20 protein-coding genes and 3 pseudogenes are annotated in these 15,532 nt (G+C 58.4%); 8 read left to right on the top strand and 15 right to left on the bottom strand.

Annotated elements, in window-relative coordinates:
• Positions 1-2 precede the first annotated feature (2 nt).
• The gene (locus ACR9ZQ_RS04745; protein ID WP_481427041.1) at positions 3-515 is read right to left on the bottom strand and encodes a Ros/MucR family transcriptional regulator; all 513 of its coding nucleotides are present in this window, start codon (positions 513-515) and stop codon (positions 3-5) included.
• 486 nt (positions 516-1,001) lie between these two features.
• On the opposite strand from ACR9ZQ_RS04745, the gene ACR9ZQ_RS04740 reads away from it, so the two are divergent.
• From ACR9ZQ_RS04740 to ACR9ZQ_RS04720, 5 genes and pseudogenes are all read left to right on the top strand, one after another.
• Positions 1,002-1,376, top strand: a complete 375-nt coding sequence (locus ACR9ZQ_RS04740; protein ID WP_310384100.1) for a VOC family protein — start codon at positions 1,002-1,004, stop codon at positions 1,374-1,376.
• A 243-nt stretch (positions 1,377-1,619) separates the two neighbouring features.
• Positions 1,620-2,444, top strand: a complete 825-nt coding sequence (locus tag ACR9ZQ_RS04735) for a glycoside hydrolase family 16 protein (protein ID WP_481427040.1) — start codon at positions 1,620-1,622, stop codon at positions 2,442-2,444.
• 349 nt (positions 2,445-2,793) lie between these two features.
• Positions 2,794-3,870 carry a nucleotidyltransferase family protein gene (locus ACR9ZQ_RS04730; protein WP_481427039.1) on the top strand — a complete coding sequence of 359 codons (1,077 nt, stop codon included), beginning with the start codon at positions 2,794-2,796 and terminating at the stop codon, positions 3,868-3,870.
• Between the two features lie 60 nt (positions 3,871-3,930).
• On the top strand, positions 3,931-4,122 hold the full coding sequence (locus ACR9ZQ_RS04725; RefSeq protein ID WP_481427294.1) for a hypothetical protein: 192 nt from the start codon (positions 3,931-3,933) through the stop codon (positions 4,120-4,122).
• A pseudogene (locus ACR9ZQ_RS04720) lies at positions 4,086-4,281 on the top strand (non-homologous end-joining DNA ligase); the annotation flags it as partial. The gene ACR9ZQ_RS04725 and the pseudogene ACR9ZQ_RS04720, both read left to right, overlap by 37 nt.
• Positions 4,282-4,498: 217 nt before the next feature.
• Here the strand turns inward: ACR9ZQ_RS04720 and ACR9ZQ_RS04715 are convergent.
• Positions 4,499-4,708, bottom strand: a complete 210-nt coding sequence (locus ACR9ZQ_RS04715; RefSeq protein ID WP_481427038.1) for an acetyltransferase — start codon at positions 4,706-4,708, stop codon at positions 4,499-4,501.
• 127 nt (positions 4,709-4,835) lie between these two features.
• Between ACR9ZQ_RS04715 and ACR9ZQ_RS04710 the strand changes: the two genes are divergently transcribed.
• Positions 4,836-6,191 carry a chloride channel protein gene (locus ACR9ZQ_RS04710; RefSeq protein WP_481427037.1) on the top strand — a complete coding sequence of 452 codons (1,356 nt, stop codon included), beginning with the start codon at positions 4,836-4,838 and terminating at the stop codon, positions 6,189-6,191.
• 355 nt (positions 6,192-6,546) lie between these two features.
• On the opposite strand, the gene ACR9ZQ_RS04705 is transcribed toward ACR9ZQ_RS04710, so the two are convergent.
• The 11 genes and pseudogenes from ACR9ZQ_RS04705 to ACR9ZQ_RS04655 all read right to left on the bottom strand — a co-directional run.
• On the bottom strand, positions 6,547-7,155 hold the full coding sequence (locus ACR9ZQ_RS04705; protein ID WP_481427036.1) for a general stress protein: 609 nt from the start codon (positions 7,153-7,155) through the stop codon (positions 6,547-6,549).
• Positions 7,156-7,175: 20 nt separating this feature from the next.
• Complete coding sequence (locus ACR9ZQ_RS04700) at positions 7,176-7,457, bottom strand: PepSY domain-containing protein (protein WP_481427281.1); 282 nt, start codon at positions 7,455-7,457, stop codon at positions 7,176-7,178.
• Positions 7,458-7,688: 231 nt separating this feature from the next.
• Entirely contained in the window at positions 7,689-7,997 is a 309-nt protein-coding gene (locus tag ACR9ZQ_RS04695) for a hypothetical protein (protein WP_481427035.1), read from the bottom strand.
• A 98-nt stretch (positions 7,998-8,095) separates the two neighbouring features.
• The gene (locus ACR9ZQ_RS04690) at positions 8,096-8,500 is read right to left on the bottom strand and encodes a GFA family protein (RefSeq protein WP_481427034.1); all 405 of its coding nucleotides are present in this window, start codon (positions 8,498-8,500) and stop codon (positions 8,096-8,098) included.
• Positions 8,501-8,935: 435 nt separating this feature from the next.
• Entirely contained in the window at positions 8,936-9,169 is a 234-nt protein-coding gene (locus ACR9ZQ_RS04685; protein ID WP_113322606.1) for a DUF2171 domain-containing protein, read from the bottom strand.
• Between the two features lie 71 nt (positions 9,170-9,240).
• Complete coding sequence (locus ACR9ZQ_RS04680) at positions 9,241-10,326, bottom strand: DNA topoisomerase IB (protein WP_481427033.1); 1,086 nt, start codon at positions 10,324-10,326, stop codon at positions 9,241-9,243.
• A 372-nt stretch (positions 10,327-10,698) separates the two neighbouring features.
• Positions 10,699-11,133, bottom strand: a complete 435-nt coding sequence (locus ACR9ZQ_RS04675) for an alpha/beta hydrolase (RefSeq protein ID WP_481427032.1) — start codon at positions 11,131-11,133, stop codon at positions 10,699-10,701.
• On the bottom strand, positions 11,100-11,294 hold the full coding sequence (locus ACR9ZQ_RS04670; protein ID WP_481427031.1) for a hypothetical protein: 195 nt from the start codon (positions 11,292-11,294) through the stop codon (positions 11,100-11,102). The genes ACR9ZQ_RS04675 and ACR9ZQ_RS04670 overlap by 34 nt, the downstream gene beginning before the upstream one ends.
• 202 nt (positions 11,295-11,496) lie before the next feature.
• Complete coding sequence (locus ACR9ZQ_RS04665) at positions 11,497-11,721, bottom strand: hypothetical protein (protein ID WP_481427030.1); 225 nt, start codon at positions 11,719-11,721, stop codon at positions 11,497-11,499.
• A gap of 208 nt (positions 11,722-11,929) precedes the next feature.
• Entirely contained in the window at positions 11,930-12,190 is a 261-nt protein-coding gene (locus ACR9ZQ_RS04660; RefSeq protein WP_481427029.1) for a DUF2934 domain-containing protein, read from the bottom strand.
• A gap of 703 nt (positions 12,191-12,893) precedes the next feature.
• Positions 12,894-13,169 (bottom strand): annotated as a pseudogene (locus ACR9ZQ_RS04655) (amidohydrolase); the annotation flags it as partial.
• On the opposite strand from ACR9ZQ_RS04655, the pseudogene ACR9ZQ_RS04650 reads away from it, so the two are divergent.
• Positions 13,166-13,360, top strand: a pseudogene (locus ACR9ZQ_RS04650) (RtcB family protein); the annotation flags it as partial. The pseudogenes ACR9ZQ_RS04655 and ACR9ZQ_RS04650 overlap by 4 nt on opposite strands.
• 31 nt (positions 13,361-13,391) lie before the next feature.
• Here ACR9ZQ_RS04650 and ACR9ZQ_RS04645 read toward each other — a convergent pair.
• The gene (locus ACR9ZQ_RS04645; RefSeq protein WP_481427028.1) at positions 13,392-14,282 is read right to left on the bottom strand and encodes a LysR family transcriptional regulator; all 891 of its coding nucleotides are present in this window, start codon (positions 14,280-14,282) and stop codon (positions 13,392-13,394) included.
• A gap of 200 nt (positions 14,283-14,482) precedes the next feature.
• On the opposite strand from ACR9ZQ_RS04645, the gene ACR9ZQ_RS04640 reads away from it, so the two are divergent.
• The gene (locus tag ACR9ZQ_RS04640; protein ID WP_481427027.1) at positions 14,483-14,728 is read left to right on the top strand and encodes a helix-turn-helix domain-containing protein; all 246 of its coding nucleotides are present in this window, start codon (positions 14,483-14,485) and stop codon (positions 14,726-14,728) included.
• 333 nt (positions 14,729-15,061) lie between these two features.
• Here ACR9ZQ_RS04640 and ACR9ZQ_RS04635 read toward each other — a convergent pair whose 3' ends face one another.
• Positions 15,062-15,517, bottom strand: a complete 456-nt coding sequence (locus ACR9ZQ_RS04635; protein WP_481427280.1) for an amidohydrolase family protein — start codon at positions 15,515-15,517, stop codon at positions 15,062-15,064.
• Positions 15,518-15,532 lie beyond the last annotated feature (15 nt).

The following is a 15,532-nucleotide window of genomic DNA, read 5'->3' as shown; positions in this document are numbered from 1 at the left end:
CGTCAGGCATTCTTGCGCGAGTGCTTCTTCCCAAAGCTATGGTCTTGAGCTAAACGGGAACGCTTGTCGGAATACGACGGTGCGACCATCGGGTAGTCTTCAGATAGGCCCCATTTTGCGCGGTATTCATCGGGGGTCATATTGTACTTCCTGCCGAGGTGGCTTTTCATCGACTTAAACCGTTCTCCATCCTCTAGGCAAATGATGAACTCGTCAGTGACTGACTTTTGGATGGAGACTGAAGGCTTTTGTTTTTTACGGGGCATCGCCACAACTGCAGTGCTCGAAGCTTGGGTATCATCTAGGGCTCCGTGCACATCGGCAATCAGGTTTGCCAGTTCAGCGGTTGGCACAAAGTGCCTTTGCAGATAGGCCGCAACAATACCAGTGGTCAGCTCGACAAGTTGACGGCTGAGCTGCACTTTCTCAAGAGTGGAAACATGGAGCCCAAAATCGAAAGGCGAAAGCCTGCGGACCGAACGGTTCTTAAAGAGGCTGACATTTTGGCCGATCATCGTGCTCTCCAGGGGCGGAAGCCAAATACTCTCCCGAGCGCCAGGGCCCTTGCATGGCTGGCGAAGTATATGAAGATACGCTTAATAATTGCAGCGAGCAAACAATTTCCGTGCGAGTTCGAAAAAATCTCCAATCAGGAGTTGTAGCGGATGATCGCTAGGATGGGTTGACACATGCCACCCACCGTCATCGCACCGACTGTAGCTGCGAGGGGTCAACCTAACGGCAACGAGGGCAGACCATGGCGCCCTATTTCGCCGATCATGCCTGCTGATGCAATTCCCCGCCATCTATCGCGCGTCGAAATCCAGGTTTGGAAGAACACCAATGCGCAGGCGCCAGACAGGGTGTCGGCCCGGGTCTAGCGTCAGTAGGTTAAGTTCGGTGAGATGACATTGACTTCGTCCCGATAGTGGCCGACCTCCTATCCTGGGCCTTCGTTGGAGTGCCATAGTAACCGACCTCATCGTAATCGGAGACCAAGCATGTTCACCCACGTCATGATTGGCAGTAACGACTTGGAGAAGGCCAGGGCGTTTTACGACGCGACGTTCGTTGCTCTTGGTGGGCAGCGCGGCGAGATGGATGCCCGAGGCAGGCTGATTTATGTCCATGAGGGTGGCAGGTTGATGATCACGAAGCCGATTGACGGCAAGCCGGCGACTGCGGCGAACGGTGGGACAATAGGAATTGCCGCCGCAAGTCCCGACCATGTTCTGGCGTGGCATGTCGCCGGCACCGCCAACGGCGGCACGTCCATCGAAACCCCGCCTGTGGAGCGTCCGAACGGGGCGTTTGTCGCCTATCTTCGCGATCCGGACGGCAACAAACTCACGGCACGGTCTTCACCAACGAAATGAACAGGAGCAAGAACTCCTTTGAGCTAACGAGCGCTTATCGGAAGCACCCCGAACGAGAACTCAGGAGCCCGCACCGGAGGCCGTCATCCAACCGCGGAGATTACCTCGTAATCCCCACAGGTTTTGCCGCTGGGTGAAAAGGCAGCCAGTCAGCTCGCCCGACGGAGCATCTGAAGTCCCTTCCGCGTAGCCACTACTTCTCGCCGATCCAGTAAAAACGAATAACGACGAAAGGAAGCTGATTTGAGTATCCACACTGTCGCCCGAATGTCCTTCGCGGTTGCTTTCTCGTTATACGTCACACCGCTCCTTGCGCAGAGCAGTTCAGTGCCGAGCGACTATCGGCTTGTCTGGTCGGACGAGTTCAATGGGAACGGCCTGCCCGACCCGCAAAAATGGGTGTACGACACAGAAGCCAACAAAACAGGCTGGTACAACAACGAAAAGCAATACTATGCCGTCAAGCGGGTCGAAACCACCAAGGTGGAAAACGGTAAGCTCGTCATTACCGCTCGCAAGGAAAGGCTGACGACGGCGTCAGATTACGGCGGACAGGCCTATACATCTGCGCGTCTGATCACACGCGGCAAGGCTAGCTGGACCTACGGCTACTACGAAATCCGCGCCCGCCTGCCCTGCGGTGCCGGTACCTGGCCAGCCTTCTGGATGCTCGGTCCCGACGAGATCCCCTGGCCCGACAATGGCGAAATCGACATCATGGAGCAGGTTGGCAACGCCCCAAGCAAAATCACCGGTACCATCCATACCAAGGCTACTGAGGGAACATTCGGCGTTGGTGGTGAAACCACCATCCGCGATGTCTGCGGTAAATTCCACACATACAATTTGACCTGGACGCCGAAGGAGATTTCGATCGGCGTCGATGAGCGCCGCTACTTTAGTTACCAAAATCCTGGCAAGGGTACGAAAAGCTGGCCGTTCGATACGCCGCATTATCTGCTCATCAACCTGGCAATCGGTGGCGACATGGCGGGCAAGATCAACGACAAGATCTTCCCCGTCAGCATGGATATCGACTACGTCAGGGTGTATCAGAAAGCCGACTGAACCCTTGATGCGGATGCCGGCCGTTCCGCTGATGGCGTAGCTGTCGCCCAGGTTCTTCAGCGAAGATCTGCCCTTGCGCTATTACGAGCATGCGAGCGTTATAATTTTTTTGCAAGAACATTATAACCACTGCGCTTGTCGCGAATCGTAGACAACAACAGGTCAACCCTCGGTTTGCCGGGCTTTTATAATTGACAAGGGCGAGCAGAGTTATAATGTTTTTGCCAGAACATTATAACGGGCAGATGCCGATGAGTAACTAGGGCTACTTCATCGAGAAGCGGGAGGCAGAGACGGGTCTGGCGGCGACGAAAGAAGAACTCGCGGCACCCCAGAAAGGACGGGGCTTATGAAGCAGATCGACATCACCTACCGCACCATGTTCGCGGAACTGGCGCAGCGCTCTCTCGATGCGCAGTTTCAGGCGGACTTTCCCCTCGAAGGCCGTTTCGTGACGGTTCCCGTGAAGGGCAAGGACTACTGGTATTTCGATCTCCCTACTCCTGACGGCGACAAGCGCCGCTATGTCGGCCCACACAGCGACAAGGAGATCACGGCTCGCGTCAATGCCCACAAGGAAATCAAGGACGACATCAAGGAGCGCCGCCGCCTCGTCGGCACGCTGAAGCGCGGCGGTGGACTGGCTGGTCCCGATCCGTTTGCAGGCGACGTCACCAAGGCGCTTGCCGAAGCTGGCCTGTTCCGCCTGCGGGCGGTCCTGATCGGCTCGGTTGCCTTCAGCTGCTATCCCGGCCTCCTTGGCGTGCGGATGCCTTCGACGGTGATGCAGACGGGCGACGCGGACTACGCGCAAGATTTCGCGATCTCCTCGGAGGTCGGGGATAGCCTGCCTCCGGTGCTGGAAGTCCTCCAGTCGGTCGATCCCGGATTCCGCGCCGTCCCGCACCAGGCGGACAAGGCCAAAGTCGCGGCCTTCCAGAATGGCAAGGGCTACCGGGTAGAATTCCTCACGGGGAACCGTGGATCGGACGAATACTCGGGAAAGCCTTCGCCCATGCCCGCCCTCGGCGGCGCGTCGGCGGAAAACCTGCGGTTTCTCGATTACCTGATCTACGAGCCTGTCAGGACCGTGTTGCTGCACAAGGAAGGCGTCAGCGTTATTGTCCCCGCTCCCGAGCGATATGCCGTCCATAAGCTTATCGTGGCGTCCAGACGGCTCGCAGACGCGCTCGGACGCGCAAAGCGGGACAAGGATGCATACCAGTCCTCCTTGCTCGCACAGGCACTCGTGGAGATACGCCAAGGCGACGTTTTGGCCGATGCCTACCAAGAGGCATGGGATCGGGGAAAATCGTGGCAGGAGGGCATCGCCGCGGGACTGGAGGGCTTGCCCGACCCCGGCCGCAAAGCGTTCGCGACCGCGCTCGGCATTGCGGTGGAAGAATTAGGGAAGGTCAAAGTGTAAGCCCCGACAGACAAGCGCTTTCTGACCGCGAACATATCCGAGGGTTCAAAGCGGGGCTAAATGATGGAAAAGATGTCGGCCGAGGCCGATCTGAAGATAAGGCTCGATGCCATCCGGAATGTCGAGGCAAACAGCCAGGCATCGATCGACGCCGCCATTGCCCGCAACATCCTCCACGAAGACCTCGGCTATTTCACGAACGTCCGGACGGCCTATACCGATCGCGCCGCCACCTTCTCGAGGACACGTTGAACGGCCCAAGGAATGACCAGATCGGCGCCGTCAGGCTATCGGAAACACTCGATGGCGAACCAACGTCCTCCTGGAGCACCTCTGCCGCCTCGGCCTGGAAGGCATGTCGGCAAGCACCTCGATCGCCCCTATCGTTCCGGCCGAACCGGAGGTTGGGTGCTTCGCCGCTCATCGGGTCAATCACGATACTCCGGCTTGCCGGTTCAGCACCCGACGGACGCTTGCGCCGGCCGCAACTTTACCCGTAGCGCACATATGAGGCAGTTGTCTGCCGAATATGGGGCGGATTTGCCTCGGGCTTTGCCAGGACCGCAGTCCGGATGGCGTGGCAGGCGACCATCAGTGTCGATCCGCTGACGGCAAGGCCCTGTTGGCGTCAAGTGCGGGATGCGAGCAGTTCCTGTAATCTGCTTTTATCGGTCACGCCGACCTGAAACCATTTGAGCAGTTCGCGCGCGACATCCCGCCCCTCCTCGCTGTCCAGTTCGATCTCCTTCGTCAAGCAGTAGTCCTTGACCAGGTTTTGCATCACGGAAACGTCGTCTGGCCCAAGGGACGGCGGTCCAATTCCGAATGCGCTGAACATAGCGTCCTCCATCCTTCGACATGAAGCGATCCTACCCCAATCCAGTACCTTTTCAATTGAGGGGATGATCTTCGCGCGCGTTTGGCGTTAGAAGGCTTCATATCCTGCGTCACGTATCGAGTCCGTCATGCCAAGCCGTCATCGCTATTCCAAGCTCCTTCGCCGTTCCCGTGTGATCTGGGGTTCGTTTTCGCTATGGAAGCCGAGGATGGTGTTCTGGTGTGGAGCCCTGGCGATCGGCCTGATTAGCGTCGGCTTTGCCAAGCTTGCCGATCTGGCGCAGAAGGCATTCGGATCACTCACCTATTCCAGCGAATTGGCATTCCTGCTGCCCTTGATCCTGACGCCGGCCGGATTCGTGCTCTCGGCCTATCTGGCGGTGACGCTGTTTCCGAATTCGGGAGGCAGCGGCATTCCGCAGGCAATTGCCGCCCGGCATCTGCACGACACCCAGGATCGGACGCGGCTACTGTCGCTGAAGATCGCCTTCGGCAAGATCGTGCTGACGGTGCTCGGGCTGTTTTGCGGCGCCTCGATCGGCCGCGAGGGGCCGACGGTGCAGGTCGGCGCGTCGATCATGCTTGCCGTCGCTCGCTTTGGCGGCATGGCGCAGGCACGCGGGTTGATCCTTGCAGGGTCGGCGGCGGGTATCGCTGCCGCTTTCAACACGCCGCTTGCCGGTATCGTCTTTGCGATCGAGGAAATGAGTCGCACCTATGAATCGCGCGCCAACGGGCTGGTGCTGACAGCCGTCATCCTTTCTGGCCTTGCGGCGCTCGGGCTTTCCGGCAGCTATAATTATTTCGGCATGGCGTCTGCTGCCCCGACCGAGCTTCGCGACTGGGGACTGGTTCTGATCTGCGGTATCGGCGGCGGCGCTCTGGGTGCCGCCTTCAGCGGCTTCGCCCTGCATTTCGGCCAGAAGATCCGGCGCTGGGCGCAACCGCAACCACTCAAACGCATGCTGGCGTTTGCGGGCGTGTGCGGGCTGGCAATCGCGGTCATCGGGGTCGCATCCGGCGGCACGACCTTCGGCACCGGTTACGAGCAGGCGCGCGGCGCCGTCGAAGGCAACGCCCTGCCCCTGCTGTTCTTCCTCGAAAAGCTTGCAGCCAGCTTCCTCTCGATGCTTTCAGGTATTCCTGGCGGGATCTTCGCGCCGTCGCTTGCCGTCGGCGCCGGTTTCGGCAGCACTGTCGGGTCTCTGCTCGGCACGAGCATCGCGCTGGCAGCGATCCTTGGCATGGCTGGCTATTTCGCGGGCGTCGTACAGGCACCGATGACGGCATTCGTCATCATCCTGGAAATGACCGGCGACCATCAGGCCGTCATCCCGATCATGGCGGTGTCGATGATCGGCTATGTAACCTCGCGCATCCTTTCACGCGAGCCGCTCTATCACGGCCTGTCGCGCGTCTTCATCGCGGCGGCGATCCGGGCGCGCCGCGCGGCGGAGAAGGAACCCGAGTCAACTCGAACTTGACCAAGACCGCCGACGACAATGGGCGATTATCTTACTGACCGGTATTCACCGCTATTATTCTCAACGGAAATTATACGACTAACCGGCCCAGTTGTGCGTGGAAACCAGCAGATCAGAATCGCGAGGTCGATAGCAGCGCTGGAGCAGTTGCTCACATTGGCGCAATAACCCTGTTGGACGGCATAACGGGCAGCGTTGGCTTCAATCAGTTTGGCTTCTTCAAGATGAAGCTCTCTGCGTCGAGCGCAGTGGCAGCTCCCTGATTGCCGCCGACGACGCCAAAAAGTCCCGGCGGCAAGCAGCAAAAAGCCCCGCATCACTGCGAGGCTTTCTGACGGCTTTTCGCTGAGGCGAATTACAGACGATCCACGCGATACCGCTCGCGCTCGGCAGCGATCTGTTCGGCCGTGTAAGGATCCGCCGTCTCGTCGAAACGGGTCCATCCCTCCTCGGCATAGCGCGCCCGGCGCTCGGCGACGTTGACGCGCGGCGAACTGTTGAGGATCGTCTCCGCCGATGCGGCTCGGCTCTCGTCGACACGAGCGGTCACGACCGATCCGCCGCGACGGATACCTTCGGCGTAGAAGTTGGCATCCTCTTCCGGCACACCGGATTCGACCATTGAACCGACGATACCGCCGACCGCGCCGCCGGCAACTGCGCCGGCCACAGCACCAGCCGCTGTCGCGACAAGCCAGCCAGCAGCAACGACCGGGCCGACGCCCGGAATCGCAAGCATGCCGAGCCCGGCCAGCAGCCCGCCAGCGCCGCCCGCGACAGCGCCAATGCCTGCACCGGTTCCGGCGCCTTCACCGGCGCGGTTGCCTTGTCCTTCGACATCTACACCGTTTTCCTTGTTGGTGACGATGCTGATGTCGTCAGAGGGAACGCCCGCATCCTCAAGTGCCGTTACGGCTGCCCTGGCGTCGTCGTAGCTATCGTAGAGTCCTGTAATGGTTCTCATGGGAATCCTCCTTGCTTATTTTACTTGGCGAGCGTGATGTTGCCCTGGAAGTCCAGCGCTACGTCGCCCGGCTTGCCATCCTTGGAAGCGGTCGCGCGCCAGACACCCTGGTCGTCGAGCTTAAGCCCGGTCACGTCCGTGTAGCCGGCATCTTCGAGACGAGACTTCGCCTGGGCTTCGGTAAAGCTGTTCTTGCCCGCGATCGGCGCGCCGGGGTTCTGTTCGGTGTTGACCGCAGGCGTGGTCTGCGAGGTAGTCGGCGTTTCGCTCTGGGCGAAGGCACCGGATGCGGCGAGGAGCATTCCCGCGCAGAGAATGGCGATTTTCTTCATTGGTATTTCCTCCTATTTGGATGACGTGGAAACACCCGGAAAACGCATAGGTTCCAATGATTTATTTGTGACGGTTGCTGTTGCAACCCACCGTTTCCGCACTATGACTTAGTCGCGTCGTACTCGAGCAGTTTGAAATCTTCGGCGCCAGAAGCGAGCACCAAGATACGGCTGCCAGCTCTAATTAATGCCTGTCATCAGTCAGCGACTCGACACGCGCATCGCTCCCAGATCTCCAAAGATTCGGTTGACCGCAGGTATTTGCTTGGCCGCGATGTCGACGGAAACCTCGATATCGCCAACAAGCGGAGCGTCGTCACGCGACGCGCCCTGATGGGAAGCGTCGCCGCCGGAGGCCCTCGATCCCGAGGTGTTCTCCGCCGCGGCCGATCGAACGAAGACGTCCGGCCTGGAAATGCCAAGCTGCTGCACGAGGTGCTCGACCGCGAGGTCTGCAGCTTCACGCGTTTCGAAGTTGGCGCGGATGGTGACCGTCCTCTCGTCTGCCATGATTGATCTCCCAGTGTTTCGATCAATGCGAAACTCTCAGAGCGCGCCGTTGTTGCGTATTTTTATGCTTTTTCACAGGGCCCGGTCTGATGATCTCTTCAATCCCCGCTGTGACGTGGCAGCGTATGCAGGTCTTGCGCCCACGAAAGGTCCGACGCACACCAGAACTGAGCGCTCGGCTTGAGTTCCTGACGCTGGTTTATCGTTCCCAGTCGAATGCCGACCTGTTCGGCGTCTTCAAGCTCTCCAGTCGTGTAGATAGGCGACCCGCAGTTTGAGCAGAAATACTGCATTCGTCGACGGCCGTTGTCGGCGATCTTCACATACTCCTTCGGGTCGCCCGAGATGATATGGAAGTTCTCGCGCGGCGCACTCACAGTCACGCGATAGACGGTACCCGTCAGCCTTTGGCAGTCCGCGCAGTGGCAGATCGTCACCTCGCCAGGATCGACATCCGCTTCGTATCGTACCAGTCCGCAGTGGCACGAGCCGTCGATGTGCATACAAGTACTCCTGTATAGATCGTTGGCGACATAGAGGTCGACAGTCAATTGTCGATATGCCCGACTTGATCATCCTTCGTTCGACCGGGATGCATCGCTTTTACCTGTCTGCTGGTCGCTCATAGAATGGTAACGGACCTGCGACTCTTCGGTTTCCATTTTCACGCGAAGGTCCTCTGAAGAAAAGCGAGTGCCTTCTGAGCCACCAGGACGCGGATGGTCGTTATTGCCCGCATAAGCAGGTTTTGGATCTCGGGATTCGAGAGGTGATCGACGTCGTTGGCGGCCTGCATGAGTTCGGAAACAAAGGATGGAACACGGCAAGGAAACTGATTTAGCCAGAGAGTTCAACCCTTAGCATGGACGTTGGGCAGTCTCGACTGGGAGGGATCATTCCGGCAGAAGGAGCCGCCTCATCAGCGGCTCCCAACGCAATCAGTTGATCGACGACCACTGACGGCGGACGTCGTCCGCGCTCTTGCTCAGATGGACGTGTTCATCGATGTGATCCACCCAATCCAAAGGAATTAGATGATGCTGACCATCGTCGGCATCCGACTTTGTGAGCTTAATCCGAGACGAGCCGTCCATATGGTCGACCGTGCCAACGTGGGTGCCGTCTGCGCCGATTACTTCCATATGTTCGCGAACCTGTTCTGCAGAAATCATTGGAAATTCTCCTTTGCTAGAATGCGAGAAGGCAACGTCCGCGTTGCCGACTTGGTTCCCGGCCACCATGATTAGGGTGCTGTTGTTGAAGCCTGCGAGGGCGCTCGCTTCTGGAGCCACCTGAGAACACGAATTTCATCGTCGTCCATCCACCTTAGCAGACGCTCGCTCTTTGATTTGAGCTTGAAAATGTCTCGCAGCAGCCCGGCCTCGAAATCCTCGAAAACTGCCGGATGTATGTATGACGAACGGCAGACGGAACGCGTGTTGACCAGCTTGGCGGCCACCTGGTCGATTGCCGCGTTGAGCTGGCGGGCCAGCGCCCGCGGCGTGTGGGCGACTTCGATCGGCGCCAGCGCTTCCACCGCCATGCATGTCGCGCCCCAGGTCCGGAACTGCCGAGAGCTGAAATCCTGCCCAGTAATCTCCTTGATGTACGCATTCACATCGTTCGACGAGATCTGACGGCAGCCGCCTTCGTCGCAGACGTACTGAAAGAGGTGCTGGCCGGGAAGCTCCTGCAGCTTCCTCACCACGTTCGCGATCCTGCGATCGCTGTGCGCGAGATTCCATTCCTTTCCGGACTTTCCCTTGAAACGGAATTTCACGCTGCCACCCTCGACCCTAACGTGGCGGTTGCGGAGGGTCGTCAGGCCGAAAGATTTGTTCGTTTCGGCATACGCGGAGTTGCCGATGCGAATGTAGAGATTGTCCAGCATCCAGACGACCGTCGCAAGCGCCTTGTCCATGTTGAGGCCGCGCGAACGAAGATCGGCATCGACCCTCTCGCGCAAATCCGGCAGTCGATCTGCGAAATTGCCGAGCCGTTCGAACTTCGCTTTTCCGCGCTCGGCGTGCCAGTCCGGGTGGTAACGATACTGGCGCCGTCCTCGGGCGTCGGTTCCTATCGCCTGCAAGTGTGAAAACGGGTTCGTCGAGATAACAACATCGGTGTAGGCGGGAGGGATGGCAAGCGCGTTTAGCCGCGCTATCTCGGAAGCCTCGGTAATCCGACGACCGTCGGGTCTGTAGTAGAGGAAGCCCTTCGCACCCAGTTTGCGGGTGATGCCCGTCTCTAGTCCGGGGACGTAGACGAGGCCTGACGTGAGCTTGGCCTCGGCTGCGATTGTATCGATCTCGGTGATGATCTGGTTCATTTCGCTGAAACTCAAACGATCGCTTTCGGTTCCACCAGCCGCTTTCAGGCGGTGGTGACCCCGGCGGACAGGTTGGGCGCTCGGCTGCCGTTTGCCGGCCATGACGAGAAACTGGAAAAATCATCATGTTCACCATCCCTGTCGTGCCCAGTTGACACGCTCGCGGTCTCAGGAAGTGAACGATAGAGACCCGTAGTTCTTCCCCCGCAACGCCGGATCGTACGCTACAACACGGATCTGGATGCCGCCACGCTGCGCTCCACGCTGTCCGTGTCCCAGGCCGTTGCTTCGCTGCACTATCGGAAACATCGCCCTGAAACGTAACCTTGCTCGATGGAATGAACATCATAGACGGACCGGTCGGGCTGCTGTCTAATTCATCACCTTCTTCAAGAACGTCAGAGCCCGTTGCGCGCCTAAAGACGAAATCGTGTGCCCTACCCCCGGCTCGATTTCGAGTTCGACCGCAAAGCCTGCCGTGCCAAACTGTGCAGCCGCGAAGGTCGATGCCATGGACGGGATCCGATTGTCGGCTGCTCCGTGGACGAGCAGAATGCGTGTGTGCTTACTCTTCGAAGAAATCGGCTGCGGCGCGAGCAAGCCTGCGAAAGAGACCACAGCACCGACCTGGCAACGTCCGGACGCGACCGCATCCAACGCCATGATGGCGCCTTGGGAAACGCCGACGAACGCAGTCCGCTCGAGAGCATTGCTGAAACCCTCCTGCTCGATGACCTCTATCACGAGCTTGTCGAAGCCCTCGCGGGCAGCCCCTATCCTTCTTGGATCCAGCGGATTTCCGTCCACCCGGAACCGCTGGCGTCCATACGGGTGGTGAAACGGGGGTCGGGTGCGACGAAGCGACTGTTCGGCAGCTCAGTCTTCCAGGAGTTCGCTAATGGCGTGAGTTGGGCGCCCGAGGCACCGATGCCATGCAGAAAGACGATTAGGCGGTCGTGTGACGGCATCAAGACTCGCTGGAAATTGAAGAATTGGTCGAGGGCGCCCCGGTGAAGCGCCCTCTTCATCCAACGCACGCGAAGACGCAACCTCGCGGTTACGACGTTCGTTTGTTAGGATGATGCAGTTCGAATAGAGCGACGTCGATTTTTTAGCGGCATTGCGACGGTTGCAATGAGCTCTCCCAAAAGCCAGAGCTAGCGCCCAGGGTCACAGGCTACTCGCGGTTGTCTCCATCCAGGCGCGATGGCGCTCTTCGTCCCGATGAGCCTTCATGAAGAAGGCCTTCGATGCCGGGATCGCGTCCTCCTGACGGATAGCCCTCTCATAGGCGGTGACAGTGTCGTCTTCGTTCGTCTTCATCGCCTTCAATATAGCCGCGTCGCCGAAGATGTCAGCGAGTGCAATCTTTCCGGTTGTGAGCATCTTCTTCATGTCGCCTTCGCTAGGAGCTTCGATTCCAAGTTCCCGCGCCATCTCGTTGAGCAGGTGGAGATGCTGAAGGTGATCGCCTTTGAAGATCGCAATCTGTGCGCTGAGGGCCTTGTTGTCGAGGCGCTCGATGCAATCTGGGGACCAATGAAATGGCGCAGACGTTTGCGTTGTTCCGGCACGGCCTCTGTTTGTTCGGAAACGTACGGGGCTACTTGTTCTCAGAAGCGAGTTCGCCCGGCTTGAAGCTTCCCGGCTGACCGCTGCCCGAAGGGACCGCATCAGACGTTGTCTGACCATTGCCTTCCGGAACGTTTACTCCGCTATGATGGGCAGGCGAGGACGTCTGCGGGAGTTCACCGCCGCCGACTTCCTTTTCTGCTTCGGTCCAGTGGCGCTCGTGCTCGCCCTCAGGACGCCCCTCCGCTTCCCACTTCTCATATGCGCGGCGTCTGATTTCATCGTTGTTCATGAGTTCCTCCTTGGCTGTGAGCACAACTACGACAGCGCGTTGCAGTTCCTGACCAATTTTGGTGATTGCTGTAGCAGCATGGTCATGTTCATCGCAGCCGCTCTTCCCTGTACGAGATGCCTCGCCGCCCCGCCGCCTGCGAAGGGTGCCACGCAGGTAACCATCGAGTGCGCCACGCAGGTGAGGCCGATTAGGGTTTCTTGTATCGAATGGAACGATTTTCAGACGGCCGCATTTCTAGGGCGCATCCACCAAGGGCCTTTTAAATGAGCACACATTTTCATCCATCGACACTTGTAACTGATCGACTGAGGAAGGTTCTCAGCGTCAGGGATTTCGCCCGCCAAAAAAACCTGGATGAAAAACAGGCGCGCGACCTGATGACACTATTCGGCTCCTATGCGACGCGGCAGGAACTCCTGTCAAATTGCACCTTGCCTCGCCGCGCCCGGTAGAAGTCCAAGCGACGCACCCTTTGCGAGGTGCAGTCGTATCAACCGATGTCAACAAGAGCTAGAACGAGCAATCGTACCCTCTTCCAATTCTTTCATTCGTATACACCCGGCGACGGCGAATTGTGGAGCGAAGTGGCTCAGAAGGCATCGGCCTCGCGTCGAGTGGGGTCACCGACGTGGGCTGCCTCTTTGGACGTATGCTTTAACAGCTCATCGTAAAGTCGACGTCGGAATGTATCTTGGACCAATTACGGCGTTGGCGGTCTGATATGATCAGGAATAGGGCAGTGATAGGCGTTACTGTCGGTCTTCTCGGCCCATTCCACCTTTACAACTGCAAGCCGGTCCGGGGATGCAATCAGAGAAAGCCCCGTCGCGGCCAGCGTCTTTGCGGCGTGTGCCATCACCTTGTGTGCGGCCGGGCTCTTGCCCTGTGCAACGACCTGCCAGGTGTGCGGATTGGTGCCGATCGCCCAGGCCGGCGTCCAACATTGCGCCGTCGGCACGACCGAGCTGACATCGCCGAACAAGCGGCCTCGACGCGCGGTTCTTCTCCGTGTGGGAACTGCCGAGAGCCTACAAGAGTGCTGCGAACGCGCGGTCGCAGATCGAGCACTATGGCTTGGCCGAAGTGGTCGACGAGGTGATCCCCTACGGGAACATTATGGCCGGCGACTGGCAGAAAGATGCGCCCTGGCGCAAAAAGCGCCGGTAAAGATCAGGAAGGCAACTAGGTTTGCCTTCCCTCACCTGCCCGGACGCACCAGCGATCGTGCGATATCGATGATGTCGTCACGCGAGGCCGTCGGATCTTCCCTGTTCCATGCGACACCGAGCCCGATCTTGAAGTCTACTCCCCTCACCTTCTTCAGTTCAAAACCGCGGTTCGGCAGATCCTGCGTCCATTCCGGCACGAAGCCGATGCCAAGACCGGCTGAGACCAGCGATACCAGCGAGAAGGTGTCGTCGCAGGTGTAGGCGACATTGCCGGTCAAATCGTGTTCCTCGAATTTTTCCGCGAAATAGCGCTCGCTGTAGGAGAGGTTCTGGCGGGAAAAGGAGATGATCTTCTCACTACGCAGATCCTCGATGTCGATCTCGCTCTTCAGCGATAGCGGGCTCTCCCTGGCAACAGCCAGCAGGTAACGCTCATGGGCAATCGAGAAGAAGCGTAAGGAGCCGATATTCTCCACCGGCCTTATGAAGCCGAGATTGATGCGGCCCGCCTCGATATGGCGGATGATGTCATCGGTGGTGCCGCTTTCGATATGCAGGCGGATATCGGGATATTTGCGGGCAATGCGCGACAGGAACGACGGCAGCACGCCGATGGTGGCGGGATAGACGGTGCCGATCGCAATCCTGCGCGTTGTCTTACCAGCGACCGACCGGGCGATCTCCGTCGACAGGTCGACTTCGCTGAGGATCCTCACCGAACGCTCGTAGAAGGCCGCCCCTGCCCTTGTCAGCTCCACCCGCCGTGTTGTGCGGAGGAACAGCTGCACGCCGAGTTCCTTCTCCAGCGCCATCACCTGGTTCGACAGTGCCGGCTGGGCGATATGCACCTTGGCTGCTGCCCTGCCGAAATGCAGTTCCTCGGCCACCGCAACGAAGTAGGATAGCTGGCGCAGTTCCATGATGGATCACCGGAATGAATGGACGGCACGGCGCTTCCGCGCGCAAAAACGGCGGATTGAAGATGGAATTCGGGTGTTGAAAGGCGTGGTTGCTCTGGCCAAAATGCCATGCAATGCCTACAAGCGTAGTCATAGATGCTTGTCAGACCCCCGTCAAGCACTTTTCGCTACACCTGTATTCATTTTTTTGGTCGACTTAAATGGCAGCACTCACTCCGGAGGCAAACAGGGCAGCCCGCGCTATCCTCAAATGGTCAGTACGAGAGCTCGCTGACCACGCTGGAGTGGCTTTCTCGACAGTGCATCGATTTGAAGCGACTGGGGTTGCTACCGAAACTACCAAAGAGAAAATTAAAGCGGCATATGCCGCACGCGGCGTCGAGATTACCAATGGAGACTACACCGGCGCCCGTCTGCTGCTGAAACGAAAATCAGACCTAGATTAGGCCTTAATGGGGTCGCCGCATCTGGCGAGCCGGTATCGATGCCATCGCAGCCGATCTGCGATGGTTGCGCTTCCCCGGACTGCAAGCCTTGACAGAGAATCGACATTTGGCACTCGCGCTGACGCCTGTGTCAGCTGATGTGTATGCGTATCTCGACAACGTTCTAGACCCCTCACTCCTCAATGAACCACAGGCGAGAAGATTGGGCTTCCTAGCGCTCCACGCGCACTGGGGCTGGTCGCTGGTATATTTCTCCGTTAGTCCGCTGAGCTGACAGCGGCACAGATGATCAGGAGATCTCACACCCAAATCTGGTCAGCAAGCATCTTGGTCTCACGCGATCGCAAGTTCGGAAAGCCAAGCATCGCCCAGGCCGTGTTTGCGACAATAGGACATCAATCGGTCGCGAGCTTTCCCCGGTCGGTCGAGACCGAGAAAACGGGAGGCGTTTCGCCAAAAAATGTTCTGCTGATGGTCCTCGCTGATGCCGGCAAGAGTCAGTTCGCTCCTGATCCTTGAAACATAGGAGTTGTAGTTTTTCTCGAGCGCCATCATCGACCAATCAGTGCCGAACATAAGACGGCGGGCATCCCTATCGTATTTGTCGAGCCAATCGTCTAGCAAAACACGAATTTCTTCGTGCAGATCGGCACTATCGTCACTGACCAATTCGCTGAGATAACTCAGATCGGCGAAAAGGTTCCGCCGACGCTCATGATCGATCGTCTTGCCGATGATATCCTCCCAAGTCGGTGGCCCCGAAAACTTGTCCTCAGCGCAAGATACCATCACACCGGTCGGTGT

This window comes from Rhizobium sp. KNZ14-9A, from assembly GCF_056755015.1.
Note: the sequence above shows the minus strand (reverse complement) of the source record. Positions and strands in the feature narration are given on the sequence as shown.